1 protein-coding gene is annotated in these 692 nt (G+C 57.1%); it reads left to right on the forward strand.

The features are described 5' to 3' along the window. A partial coding sequence (locus tag AWB81_RS43880) for a glycosyltransferase (RefSeq protein WP_144444434.1) occupies positions 1-692 on the forward strand: 692 nt, incomplete at both ends.

Below are 692 nucleotides of genomic sequence, written 5' to 3' on the forward strand. Positions count from 1 at the left end.
TTGCGCGCACTGAGTCTTGACAAGCTGCTAATCTCACAGGGTACGATCGCTTCGGGGCTTGCGGGTCTCTTCGCGGCGCGTCATGCGAAGGTGACGTCCGTAAGCTACCTGCCGCTCGTCGATGACGCACCTAATAGCAGGAGCGGACCCGCTAGAATCAAGTGGCACATTAAGCGCTTGCTATACCGGGTACCTGACGAGTACGTCACGCTAAACGATCACCTGCGTAAAAAGCTCGGCGCGCTAGCTCCGCACACGCGCGCCATTACTCTTGAAAACTACGTCGACGACCGATTCTGTCAAACGAAACTCACGAAAAGTGCGGCGCGCGCGGCACTCGACTTGCCGGATGACGGTACGTATATCGTCGCGCATATCGGCCGATTGAACTTTCGGCAAAAGCGGCAAGACTTTCTTATGAGGACCATCGAGCGCCATGAAAGGGCGTTCGCGAAGACCCTCGTGCTGATCATTGGGGGCGGTGAGGATGCCGAATGTTTGGGGGGCATTGTAAAGGGGAGTCCCGCGCTTTCTGCCCGGGTAAAACTGCTCGGGCCGCAGAAAGACGTATTACCGTTCATTATCGCAAGCGACACCCTCGTGCTGCCGTCCGCTTATGAAGGTGTGCCGCTCGTGATGATAGAAGCGGTGCTCGCTCAAAGGCCGATAGTTGCTTCGCGGGTTTCCGGACT

Origin of the sequence: Caballeronia arationis (genome assembly GCF_001544975.2) — a bacterium.
In the GTDB taxonomy this organism is placed as follows: domain Bacteria; phylum Pseudomonadota; class Gammaproteobacteria; order Burkholderiales; family Burkholderiaceae; genus Caballeronia; species Caballeronia arationis.